The 13,586-nt window shown below is 43.8% G+C and carries 8 protein-coding genes; 6 read left to right on the forward strand and 2 right to left on the reverse strand.

Annotated elements, in window-relative coordinates; translation table 11 throughout:
* Positions 1-46 precede the first annotated feature (46 nt).
* Complete coding sequence (locus QXV08_RS06955) at positions 47-1,378, forward strand: cyclic 2,3-diphosphoglycerate synthase (RefSeq protein ID WP_342821435.1); 1,332 nt, start codon at positions 47-49, stop codon at positions 1,376-1,378.
* Here QXV08_RS06955 and QXV08_RS06960 read toward each other — a convergent pair whose 3' ends face one another.
* Complete coding sequence (locus QXV08_RS06960) at positions 1,379-2,896, reverse strand: metallophosphoesterase family protein (RefSeq protein WP_342821436.1); 1,518 nt, start codon at positions 2,894-2,896, stop codon at positions 1,379-1,381. It lies immediately after the preceding gene.
* Positions 2,897-3,015: 119 nt separating this feature from the next.
* Between QXV08_RS06960 and QXV08_RS06965 the strand changes: the two genes are divergently transcribed.
* A complete protein-coding gene (locus tag QXV08_RS06965) occupies positions 3,016-4,584 on the forward strand; it encodes a PINc/VapC family ATPase (RefSeq protein ID WP_342785394.1) in 1,569 nt (522 codons plus the stop codon).
* A 2-nt stretch (positions 4,585-4,586) separates the two neighbouring features.
* Here QXV08_RS06965 and hjc read toward each other — a convergent pair whose 3' ends face one another.
* Positions 4,587-5,027, reverse strand: a complete 441-nt coding sequence (gene hjc / locus QXV08_RS06970) for a Holliday junction resolvase Hjc (RefSeq protein ID WP_342785396.1) — start codon at positions 5,025-5,027, stop codon at positions 4,587-4,589.
* A 72-nt stretch (positions 5,028-5,099) separates the two neighbouring features.
* Here hjc and QXV08_RS06975 point away from each other — a divergent pair, with 72 nt between their 5' ends.
* From QXV08_RS06975 to QXV08_RS06990, 4 genes are all read left to right on the forward strand, one after another.
* Positions 5,100-7,376 (forward strand): metallophosphoesterase, encoded by a 2,277-nt coding sequence (locus QXV08_RS06975; RefSeq protein ID WP_342785398.1) that lies wholly within the window; start codon positions 5,100-5,102, stop codon positions 7,374-7,376.
* A 78-nt stretch (positions 7,377-7,454) separates the two neighbouring features.
* Positions 7,455-9,401: a glucodextranase DOMON-like domain-containing protein gene (locus QXV08_RS06980; protein ID WP_342785400.1), complete on the forward strand. Its 1,947-nt coding sequence runs from the start codon at positions 7,455-7,457 to the stop codon at positions 9,399-9,401.
* A 301-nt stretch (positions 9,402-9,702) separates the two neighbouring features.
* Complete coding sequence (locus QXV08_RS06985) at positions 9,703-11,253, forward strand: ABC transporter substrate-binding protein (RefSeq protein ID WP_342791505.1); 1,551 nt, start codon at positions 9,703-9,705, stop codon at positions 11,251-11,253.
* Between the two features lie 76 nt (positions 11,254-11,329).
* A complete protein-coding gene (locus tag QXV08_RS06990) occupies positions 11,330-13,573 on the forward strand; it encodes an iron ABC transporter permease (RefSeq protein WP_342821437.1) in 2,244 nt (747 codons plus the stop codon).
* The last annotated feature ends 13 nt before the right edge of the window (positions 13,574-13,586 follow it).

The following is a 13,586-nucleotide window of genomic DNA, read 5'->3' on the forward strand; positions in this document are numbered from 1 at the left end:
TGTTTATATAGCATATACTATCTCTATATTATTTCCTGGTGGAACCATGGTCAGGAAGGTAGTTATACTGGGGGCTAGTGGAAGAGACTTCCACAACTTCAACGTGTTCTATAGGGATAACCCTAACTATAGGGTCGTAGCATTCCTCCAGACCCAGATACCAGGTATCTCGGGTAGGCGCTATCCGCCATCGCTAGCTGGGTCATTATATCCTGATGGTATTCCAATTCTAAGTATGGATTACCTGGAGGAGATAGTTAAGACGTATGGGGTGGAAGAAGCTGTACTAGCGTACAGTGATTTAACTTATAGTGAACTAGGCTCAATCCTCTCCCGTGTTACATCCCTAGGGTTAACCTTCAAGATCCTGGGTCCCATGGACACCATGCTTGAGAGTATAAAGCCTCTCATAGCTGTTACAGGTGTTAAAACAGGTGCTGGTAAAAGCATGGTTTCAAGGGAAATAGCCCTTGAATTGAAGAGACGGGGATTAAGGGTTGGAGTGGTCAGGCATCCCATGCCGTACGGGGATCTAGAGAAATCAGTTGTCCAGAGTTTTCACAGCTTTGAGGACCTGGATAGGTATAATGCAACAATAGAGGAGAGGGAGGAATACGAGCACTACCTGAGGCTAGGGTTCCCGGTTTACGCCGGAGTTGACTATGGCAGGATACTTAGGGTACTCGAATCCGAGAATGACGTAATATTATGGGATGGAGGCAATAATGACTGGCCATTCTATAAGCCAGACTTCATGGTGACTGTTGCAGACGCTATGAGGCCCGGTATAGAGGTTTCATCGTTCCCAGGCGAGATAAACCTTAGGATGTGTGACGCAGTAATAATCAACAAGGTTGATCAAGCCAGGCCAGGGGCTGTTGAGAAAATAAAGGAGAACATAAAGAACAGGAACCCTAATGCATATATAAGCCTGGGAGAAAGCGTTGTCACAGTAGATAACCCCAAGCTGATCGAGGGCAAAAAGGTATTAGTTATTGAGGACTCGCCAACTGTAACGCATGGCGGAGCATCATATGCAGCTGGCTACGTAGCAGCATTGAAGCATGGGGCTCAACCAGTTGATCCACGGTCATTCGCAACCAGCTTCTTCCAGAAAATATATGAGGAGTACCCGCATATGGGCCCAGTTCTCCCGAGCACAGGGTATAGACCAGAACAATTAAAGGAGCTTGAGGAAACCATAAGGAGGGCTCCAGTAGATGCTGTTGTACTTGGAACGCCCTCAGATATAACCAGGCTTATAAAACTGGATAAACCAGTTGTAAGAGTAGAGTTTAAGCTGAAGATTGTTGAGGGACCCACGATAAGCGAGTATGTTGACATGTTTATGGAGAAGGCGAGGAAAAAAGTCTTGTAGCTACGTCTTTTTCCTGGTTAAAACATATACTAGTCCAGTCAGGAATACCGTTGCCAACACTATCACTAAGTAGATGTAGCCTTCTCCACTGCTACTAATTCTCTCCGTAAACGTCTCGGTTATTGTTATGGTGTTGGTCACCGTGGTTGTCCATGTTGTCTTTTGCGTCTCTACAATAGATATCGTTGTATATATTGTAGTGGGCTGGGTCACGGTGGTTGTCTCAATTATTGTTGTCGGCTTAGTCACTGTTCTAGTGATGTATGCGATAGTGGTTGATGTCACTGTTTCAGTTTTCACTACCTGGCTAGGTGTCTCTACAGAGATTTCTCCACCTTGAATAAACTGTGATAAGTCTAGTCCTCCAGGTATACCATTGATAACTATTGGTTGACCACTAGTTCCCTGCATAATATACACATAGTAATCCAGGTTTTGAGAGATATTTAGCCTATGTGCAACGGGATCTATTGAAAATACCACGCTGGCCGACGCCGGTATCTTGGCTACAATGTTTATCAGTGTCTTCCCTGCTGTAAAGCGTAGCCTCACAGGATATTCGACTGGTTCCCCATATATGTTTTTCTTCGAGTTAACCACCGAATAAGCTGTTGCATTCAATGGTATCACTTTTAGTGTCCCGCTGCCCTCACCCAGTGCTATTGGGGTATACGTGTATGTTCCATTAGGATAAAGGATTAATACTAGGTAGTGGTATACACTGCTGCATTCGGCGCCAGATGTTACTACATCGCTACAGGAATATAATGGGGCGCCAGCACTACCCACTATGAGGAATCCTGTATTATTGTAACTATATTCAACCCATGCATGGAAGTGTGCTTGTAGCACTAGGGCTGGCCATCCATAGTTATTCATGTAATTCAATAACACGGTATCATATCCTGGTTTCAGGTTATGGTTTACATTTGGATAAAGGGGTCTATGGAATCCAAGTATTAGGTGATTACCCTTGGTGTAATTATATGCGGCCTTAACCTGGTTATCCCACGTAGTTATATCTGCCTCGGAATCAATGAGGGCTATTCTCCACCCGGGTATATCGTCAATAGTGATATTGTCCGGTCCTATATACTGTCTCCATAGATCGATGCCTGTGCCATTTAATCCACTGTAGGTTACGTCATGGTTTCCAGGTATCATCCAGATGTTTTCTAAACGGGTCTTATTAAGGATTCCATATAATTTATTATACTGTTCAGGTGTACCTAATCCCACGTGATCTCCAAGTCCTATCACGGCTAGTGGGAGAGCATTCTCTGCCTCGTTTACAGCCTGGTAGAATACCTCTGGTGGATCCACGGCGTTCACATCCGAGGGCCTATTGTCACCAATCACTATTAGTGGATACCATGGTAGGTTGCCCGGGATCACGACACGGGTTTTCACGTATAATGACACCATGGTTGATGCATCAGCATTTAAAAGAGGTGTTGTAGCTGGCAGGATAAGTAGTGATACCAGAATAATCAGAATGCACATAGTCCATTTATTCAATGTATCACGCTCCTTAACCGAGTTATAATCCTTTATAGAGAGGCAGGTATATAAGTTAATTAAATCTATTCTTGGAATATGATGGAAGTAGGTAAGCGGGTTTAACACCGGTGTAAAAAGTGGCTCTGAGAATTGCTGGTGAAACCATATATGTACCAGATCTAACGGCTCTTACACAGGGAGCCGTATCCAGGTTGATTGATGAGGGAAGTGTTGGCGGTAGAATAGTTATCCATAGAGCTATACTCCAACTGTTAGAGTACAGTGCCTCGAAAGGCAGGGTTGTAGGTTACGCAGGGCTCGAGGAACTCCGCAGGTTGCGGCAATACAGTGATACAGGGATAATTAAACTCGAGTTCACTGGTGAAAGGCTTAGGGGGTTCATTGAAGACGAGGAGCAATTGATTGGCGAGGTAAACTCCCTTATAAGGGAGTATGCTTACTCTGCTAACGGTGTATTAATAACGGGTAATGAGCTACAGTACCAAGTTGCTAAGTCCATGGGCATACAGGTTGTGTTGGTCAAGGATAGGGAGCGTGGAAGACTAGGTTTCGAGAAATACTTTTCCGAGAACACTATGAGCGTGCACTTAAAGGAAGGGGTGGTACCAGTAGCCAAGATTGGTAAGCCGGGCGAGTGGAAATTCGTGAAGCTAAGTGACACCCCGTTAACCAGGCAGGAGATCGAGCAGATGGCTAATGAGATAATAGAGGCTACTAGGAGTAGAAGTGATGCCTTCATAGAGATAGATCGAGCCGGCTCCACTATAGTCCAGCTGGGAGCCTACAGGATAGTTATAACGAGGCCCCCTTTAAGCGATGGATGGGAGATCACGGCTGTGAGGCCCTTGAAGAAGCTGAGGCTGGAGGACTATAATCTCCCCTCAGAGCTGGTTAAAAGGCTCAATGAAAGGGCTGAGGGCATACTCATAGCCGGTGCACCAGGGATGGGTAAGACGACCTTTGCTCAAGCCCTGGCAGAGTATTACATGAGGATGAATAAGGTTGTGAAGACTATTGAGTCGCCTAGGGACATGATACTTCCACCAGATATAACCCAGTATAGCAAGCACTACGCTGACACAGGGGAATTACATGACATCTTATTGTTATCGAGGCCTGATTACACAGTCTTTGATGAGATGAGGAATGATGAAGACTTCAAGCTATTCGCTGATCTAAGACTAGCTGGGATAGGAATGATTGGGGTTGTACACGCCACGACACCTATAGACGCTATCCAGAGGTTCATTGGAAGGGTTGAACTCGGAATGATTCCCTCAATAATAGATACTGTGATCTTCATTAAGAATGGACAGGTAGACAAGGTATACGAGGTCAAGATGACTGTGAAACTGCCAACTGGATTACGCGAGGCAGAGTTATCGAGGCCGGTGATAGAGGTGAAGGACTTCCTCACCGGTGAGCTAGAGTATGAAATATACACTTTCGGTGAGCAGACGATAGTGGTACCAGTTAAAAAGCTACGTGGTAAGCAGGGTATCCATGAGAAGATTATTGAGGAGATCGGTAAGATCATGCCTGAGGCAGATGTGAGAATGGAAAATGGTGACATAGTGATCACTTTATCAAGACAGGACTTAAAGAAGTATAATAGAAGGATTAAGAGGCTTAGGAAGCTTGAGGAAAAGTATAATATACCTGTGAGAGTTAAGGTGGAGGAGTAAACTCACTGCATAGTATAATCCAGTATACTCTTATCCCCCTTAATCATTGAGATTAATGCTTTGAGCCTGAGACTGTTTTTCACGGTTTCAACTGGGATCTTGAAGGCACTTCCCTCTGACTCGGCTAGTTTCTCGAGGGGTATGAGGAACCATTCCCCGCTTCCAACGAATTTAACAGCTATGAAGGGTGTCGCGCCAGCCCTTCTTGAGAACTCCTGTAGCTTCTCCACCTGCTCCCTTCTAACATAGATTGTTCTCTCCTCTTTAACAGTCTTAACCTCCATGGCTACTATTTTACCATGGTAAATAGCCACTATATCAGGGTATTTGACATACCTAGCTCTACTACCACTTGCAGGAGCCCTAATAACTGCGAAACCCTGATCCCACAGCCTCCTAACTAAATCCCTTTCATGAGAAAAACCCCTAGTCCTATTACTCATACTGCTCCCTCAGATCGATTAAAATTTATTATTTGAGATAGTTAAAATGATATCTCGGTAAGGTGATGTGTATTGGAGACGCGATATTACCTGCATTATCTATTGTTATTTCTCGTAATACTTGGTTCAACAGTGTACTTGAATACCTATATTGCAGTTGCTGAGACAACCCCAGCTATACCCTCTATAACGAGTAATATGACCGAGATCATCACTTCTAACATGGGACCAGTTGTTCCAGTTATAGTGTCACCCGGGGAATCATTCATCATAGAGCTTAGGCCAGAGTATTCTTCCCTCAGTATCTCCTCAGCGTACATATGGACTGTTAAACCAGTTGACAACCAGCTTGTAGTCTACAATTATACTTTAAGTATAAGCAGTATGGGTCCAGGCATATATCAGGCTACTATATCAGCAGGAGTCGAGGATGGATTATATGACTTGTCTCTTCTAGCAGGCTCAACAGTATACAATGTACCTAGATCAGTATGGGTAGTGAAGTCCTGGCCTTCAGTGATTAGATTCGTAGAGAACACTGATATACACTTCATAGCAGGCCAGCCAAATCCATTTACAGGTGATATCAATCGTATAGCTGGATTCACTATAGATAACCTGCTATCACCCTTCTTCATTCTATGGCTCGGCGATATAACCGATAACGCTGCTTCATCAGAATATATGATGGCTCTTGCGTACAGGTATGCCTACCTATATAACATACCTGTGTTAAGTATACCCGGGAATCACGATTATGCCTCCGGGGGCACTTATTACACGAATTATCTCGGACCCACGAAGTGGTTTAGGGTAATAGCGGGTAAGCTACTTATAATAGGCATATGGTCACCCGAGCAAGGATATCCATCATGGGAAGACCTAGTGTTCGCTCAACAGGTGCTTCAGAATTATAGTAGTATACCCTACAAAATGATATTAGTCCATCACCCACCATTCTACTATCAGGGCGAGCTATACACTAGGTATGATGATGAAACTGTGTTGAAACCATATGTTCCAGGCGGTCCCTCCACGCCCTTGAGTAGCTATTGGTCAAATAACATGACAGCGTTCAGATACTTCTTGAAACTCGTGGAGGACTATAATGTAACAATGGTTCTATCTGGTCACACGCATAGGGACTTCTTCACGAAGTATGTAAGCACTAGGACTGGTACGACAACACTATTCCTCACATTTACAACGTTGGCGCATGGCTCAGCATCTTATGATGGATTAAGCCTCATGGAGTTCGACTTGAATACTGGTCGATTAGACTTCCCGTTAAAGCCGTCCACATTCATTGGTTTCCAGAACTCTACAAGGGCCCTGGCTTTAAACAGTATACCAATAGGAATATACCCGGTTCAAAATAACCTTGGATGGAGTAATCTAACGTTTACATATATGAATGTTGTCTACTCTGATGCAGGTTACACGTTTAGATTTGAGAATAATAATTTATCATGGATAAACTTTTCTGGCACCATACTATGGAGCCTGCCATGGGCTGGAAACAATATAAACTATCGAATTGTCAACGCCTTGAATAATGCATCCATAAAGATCATTGATTACAAGATCATCGGGGGCAGGCTCTTCCTATTATTCGAGTTAAACCTGCCTTTCCAGAGCGGGTTAACATTAAGGCTGTACACAGATCCCGACCCCAAACCACCCGTGGTATTCCTGAGAAGAATAGTGCCACAAACGCCCTCCGTTAATAGGGATGTAACAATATATATTGAGATATCTGATGAGGGGTTAGGGATAGATCCGAGTAGTATAGTGGTTAGACTGGGTGACAATGTAATTAACTATAGTAGTATGCCTCAAAGAAACGCCTATACAATGACTCCAAGCACCTATACGGAGAAATTCAACACGATAACCCTTCTCATAACAGTATATGTCATCTCTAATACTACGGTGATGCAGCCACTGTTAATCCAGGTAGCGGATAATGCTGGAAACACAGCCAGCACCCAATTCAACATTACATTCGTGGGTCCCACGTTAACAACCACTACAACTACCACTCCTACGACCACCCCAACTACGATGACAACCACCACTACTACAACAACTACTACAGTGACAACCACTCCTACGACCACTGCATCAACGACTCCTACTACTACCACTACGACCACTACGGCCATCACCACAACTACATCTACTACAACCACTACAACGACTACTACAGCAACTACTACGGCTCAGACAACCACTACTACGCCTTCCGGAGAAGCACCTTCATCTTATCTTATCATGCTGGGAATAGTGGTTGTTGTAGTGGTCATTATATTATTAGTGTCATTGATAAGGAGGAGTAGTGGAAAATAGTCTCTCCTATATTTGAAGCTGGTCAATACTAAACATTTTTTAACTATTCATTAGAATATAATTTATGAGGTGGAGTAAATGCGTAGACTACTTGTTATCTCACTATTAATACTCTCACTACTAATAGTTCCAGCCATCCTACAGGTGACACGGGCTGAACCGCAGCCATCCCTGAGGACAGTCACAGTGGCTGTTGACCTAGCCCATGGCGAGAGCGATAAGTATTTAAATTATATAATGGGGAATCTGACGTTCGTCAACTGGAAGACTATACCTAAAGGAACAACCATAACAAACGATACATTAAACGGCGTCGACATACTGTTAATAGGTCAGCCAACGGTCGCATTTGCCCCGAGCGAATTAGATGCCATATACAACTGGATTAACACCGGTCACAAGGTATTATATATAGCTGGAGACAGCGACTACGGCACCGGTCCCACTACTATAGATAACGTTAACAAGGTACTCGAATACATTGGAGCCAAATTAAGGCTTGAACAGGCTTCGGCATACTCTGATCCCTCAATGAACTATACATATAAGGGGACAACATATCCAACTTGTGCACAGGCATACTATAGAATGCTTGCATTCGTTGAACCGGATAACGTACCCAACCTCTACACCTGGATGCTGGATCAAAACATTGAAAAACCCATATTAATGCATGGGCCAGGCGTAGTGATATGGGTTGATGAGCAAGGAAACTATCATGACCCCGTTAAAGAGACCTTCCCAGGACTTATCAGGATAGCCTGGTTCCATAAAGCCTACATAGGTGATAATAATAAACCAGAGCCATACGTATACAACCCAATACTCTACGGACAGGGAGCAGGATGGTTCGATTTCATCGGCTACGCAGCCGAGTACTGGGCTGATAAAAACGTTGTTATAACTGTGGCGTCGGAATCCCTCTACGGTGATTACGAGCCTGCATGGGCTTCCTCATATTATGGTGTACCACTGGATGGGCCTAGATTCGTTGAAAACCTGTTGAAGTGGTGGATAAAAGTCGCTATACAGCCGAGCTACATGGCTGAGAAGGTTCTCGAGGTAAGTGATCCAACTGGTGATGACAAGGGTCAGGGAACCCTTCTATACCCAACCAACACTGTGTTTAAACCCGGCGTATTCGACCTAGTTAACTTCAAGGTGTTGCAGGACAACGACTTCATTTATCTACAGGTAGAGGTCAGGGATCTTGGAGGCAATCCATGGGGCGGGCCGAACGGCTTCAGCCTGCAACACGTCCAGATTTACGTTGAGACAACAGATAAATCACTACCAGTCAATACTTCTACATTTGGCCTACACGTGGATCTCGCGCCAGGCTGGAACTACGCGATAATAGCGGTACCTGGTTGGGGCGATACACCATATCCTGATGGAGAAGTATCAGCCCTATATAGGGCTGATAACAAGCTTATAGCTGATGAATACAGTAACACTACATTATTCGATGTCTATGCCTATACAGACCTCAATATAATCGAGGTTAAAATAGCAAAGAGCCTCTTAAGTGATGTAGGTAACATCGGGAGCTGGATATGGTACGTCTTCCTAACTAGTTATGATGGATACGGTGAAATGAAGATAAGGGGAGTTAACCCCGGTGATCCACAGGAGTGGGCTCTTGGAGGAGCAGACAACCTAGCCGTATTAGCAGGCGTGCAGCCGAAAATAGTAGACTTACTAGCCCCAACTGACCAGGATCAATACAATATGTTGAAGAGCTATGATGCGGGTGCCAAAAAGCTCGCTGTAGTTTACGGTATAAAGGGCGGTGCGATATACTATCCCCCTGTAACGGTAACTGTTACTACGACCGCCACTACTACGGTAACTAATACAGTGACATCAACTGTTTCTACAACCATAACAACTACACAAACCGTTACAAGTACGACTACGCAACCCACGACCATTACCCAGACAGATATGACTATTACGGGAATAGCTGCTGTGGTAGCTCTAATAGTGGGTTTAGCCATTGGAATGCTATTAAAGAGGAAATAGGTAGGAGCATTTTTTAAACACCCTTCATTAAATAGTCTTACTTTTCACTGGCCTCCTCCTCGCCCTAAAGAGCGAGGCTTTCAGTTGTAAAGGCCCTAAGGAGGAGCTGGTTGAGGATTTGATAACAATAATTTCTCACTTCGCTGGAAAGCTCTACGGCATGAGGAGCCACAAGTACGAGAAGGTGGTGGAGAATGCAAGAAGATTCATTGAAGACCCTTTCCATTGTTTTAGAGCTACCATATAAAAATTTATAATTATATGTAGTGTATATATTCTATTTTAACAGGGGAGTATATATATGGCTCGCGCCCTTACTAGGCTTCAAGCACTATTTATTTTAGTGGTTGTCATAATAGCGGTAATAGGGGTATTCCTTGGTGCACGAACTCTAACCCCACCGGTGACATCTACTACAACTACAACAGGTAAGCCTACATACCCTGAGTATCCATGGCTAGATCAATTAAAGCAGTTGACCACCGAGAGGAATATAGAGTTAATAGTGATAACAAGGCATGAACAATCCATCCTGAGTGAGACTACAAAAGAGTTTCTGAATTCCCCGGTAGCGAAGGAGCTGGGTATAGTCAATATACGGTTTTTATCTGTGTCAGCTGAATTATGGTCTAGCTATATCGATAACGCTGCCAAGGCGGGTAAGCCAATAGACGTGGCATGGGGTGGTGGTCCTACATTATTTAACACTATGGATTCCATGGGATATCTCCTACCCATCGACCTTAGTAAACCTGAGTTCCAGGCAATAAAATATGAGATGGATAAGATACCAAGGGTTATAGGTGGGGCTGAGACATATAAGGTTGATCAGAATGGATTGGTACGGTGGATCGGGGCTAGTGTAAGTAGCTTCGGTTTCACGGTGAACCTCGTACGCTTAAACCAGTATGGATTACCAACACCACAGAAATGGGAGGATCTAGCAAGCCCTGTTTACGCAAAGTACCTGCCCGACATACCACAGATATCTACAGCTGATCCAACCATGAGTACAAGCAACACTAGGATCTTTGAGATAATTTTACAGGCTAAAGGATGGGATGAGGGGTGGAGGATTCTTACACTACTGGCTGCAAATGCTATAATATATTCTGGAAGCAGTGATGCCCGCGACGCAGTGATAAGGGGGGATGTAGCTATAGGTACGACAATAGATTTCTACGGTTACATGGCTCAGCAGGTTAACCCTAATTGCAAGTATATAGCGCCTCAGGGGGAGACTATAATTAATAGTGATCCAATAGCGATCTTAAACACCACGAGGCACCTGATCCATGCTGTAGCGTTTGTTGCATGGGTACTCAACGAGTATGGTGGGCAACAGGTCTGGCTCAACCCTGATATCAATAGGCTACCCGTGAACCCATATGTCTTCAATACAACACAGGGTCAAAGCAGGCAAGACTTGAAGCAGGCCCTTCAGGATGCATTGAATGCACAGAGTATATTATTCAATGAGACTCTTTCAGCAAACTGGGTATACTCGGTTATATACTACTTCAAGGCTACATTGGTGAATCCACATGACGATCTACAAGCTGCATGGGCAAGAATAGCCCAAGCCTATTTGAATGGTAAGATAAGTAAGGAATGGTTCGACTACTTATCCATGTATATATCAAAACCACTCACCTTCACGGATCCTGTAACGGGTAAGCAAACCAGTTTCACATTAGATTACGCAGTGTTCATTAATCAGAGACTTCAAAAGGATACAGCAGTATACCAGTCATTAATGAGTCAATGGGAGCAGCTGGCAAGGCAGAGATATCTTAATGCATTAAATCTGTTAAATGATGCACTAGCTGGAAAACCAGTTCCTTCCAGCTGAATAATTTATTCCAGAGCCGTATTTTTAAACCCCTTCCTCCTCATGTATAAAACAAAACATGGTGTGGGGATCACCATTGAGTAGGCCCAATATACTGCTGCTACTTATCAGTGTGTTATTTCTAACGTTATCAGTTATTATCAACAATATTTTAACGGTAGATGCTTCAAAACAAGTGAATCAAGTATTAATCCTAGCAGGCTTAATAGCTGGGTGTATAATGGTTTTAAAGAATGTCTATAGCTATGAGTACATTAAATATAGCTTCTCCATGAGTTTCATCGTAATAGCATCCCTCATATACTTGTTCATAATACTATTAATTGATGCCTATGGGTACCCCTTATCGCTCGCAGGGTTCCTAGCACCACTTATAGGTGTAGGAGTATCTGGATACATAGTGGATAAGATCAGTGAGTCAAAGAAGAGAACGACTCTTATTGGTAAGGGAAGAATCAAGCTGGCACGTAGGATACGGAACACTATCAACCAGCTTGATGCAACAATGTGGTTCTTCATGGTTTTCGGACTAGTTTACCTGGTATTATTCATGATTGTGCCGATATTCTTAGTGCTAATACATTCTTTTACCCCACCAGCTGGAGGTGAATGGTGGAGCAACTTCTACAATGTGTTAAGGACGCGTAGCTATGTCAACCTTGATCCAATAGATAAAAGTTGGTGGAAACTGATAGAGATGCCTGGTGGCGAGAAGTTACTGGTTTTGAAGAGTATTGACTACGGCCCAGTGGTTAATAGCCTGATTGTTGCATCTATTGTAACGATTTTCGCCACAATCCTAGGGGTAATAGTAGCATACATACTTGCCCGGTACAAGTTTCCAGGGCACATGTTACTCCGTATCCTGGCATTAATACCGTTATTCAACACTCCCTTCATCAATGCATATGTGGTTAAATTAATATGGGGGCCGGACGGACCTGTTTCAACCTTGATCAATGCATTGTTCGGGTACAAGTTAATGATCCAGGGATTAGCAGGGGTTATTGTAGCTCAAATAGTGACTTTCTTCCCAATAGTATATCTCAACGCGTATAATAGCTTCATAAACATTGATCCTTCAACAGAGGAGCAGGCCGAAAATCTCGGTGCTAAAGGATTCAGATTATTCAGGACGGTGACTCTACCCCTTGCTTTGCCAGGTATTGCGGCTGGTTCAATACTAGTGTTTGTATTCAGCCTCGAGGATCTAGGGGCACCAATAGTTTTCAATGCTCAGAGTCTCATGAGCTACAAGATATTCATGGGTATACGCTCGGCCACAGGGCTTATTGCACCTGAAATAGCCGCGCTCGGCATTATATTACTACTGATAACCCTTGTCTCATTCCTAGCCATTAGAAACTATGTCAGCGTAAGGAGTTATGCGATGATCAGTAGGGGAGGTAGATTTAATCCTAGGATAAGACGTCCTGGAGTATTGGGCTTAATAGCAGTATACCTCGCAATATTCCCTATAGTATTATTTGCCATGCTCCCCCAGGTAGGTGTAGTGCTGATATCGCTTGGAATACTTAAGCCTTATCCAGGTGCCACTGGCATCGAGTTATCCATACCTGATAACATCTTTATGTATATTAGTAAAGTATTATCTGATCCCTCCATATATCGTTACCTGGTCAATACCCTGGTATACGCTGGCATCTCAGTGATACTAGCGGTATTCCTGGCTACGGCTGTAGGCTACAGCGTTAGCAGGTTGAAGATAAAGTGGCTTGCAAACATTCTAGATGCATTATCTACCTCTCCTCTAGCGATACCGGGATTAGTATTGGCTCTTGGCTACTACTACTTCTTCTACATACTTGCAGAGGCTTTATCCCCGATTATACCAGGGGTCCTAACACACCTGATGCCTGGTAGTCCATCTTTTGCTGTCTGGTTCGTGTTCATTATAGCTTTCAGTGTTAGAAGACTTCCATATGTGGTGAGATCAGTGTTTGCGGGCTTCCAACAGGTCCACGAGAACCTTGAGGAGGCCGCGATGAATCTCGGCGCATCCAGGTTCAAGGTGGTCTTTGGAGTTATACTACCATTCATAGTTGGATACATATTAAGCGGTGCGCTCCTGGGCTTCATATACATGGCTACAGAGGTGTCAACTAGTGTAACCTTCGGCGGGATGAATAGTGATCAGGCACCATTAACATACTATATGGCTCAAAACATTGCAGGTGCAGCTGGCCAGGGACCAATGCTTGTAGCCGCCATGGGTACAATACTTATATTGATCCAGTTGATTGTGGTTATAATAGTGGTATATGTATTTAAACAGAGGTACGCTTTTATAGGTGTATAAGAAAGGGTGGGGG

The organism is Desulfurococcus sp. (assembly GCF_038881575.1).
Lineage (GTDB): Archaea > Thermoproteota > Thermoprotei_A > Sulfolobales > Desulfurococcaceae > Desulfurococcus.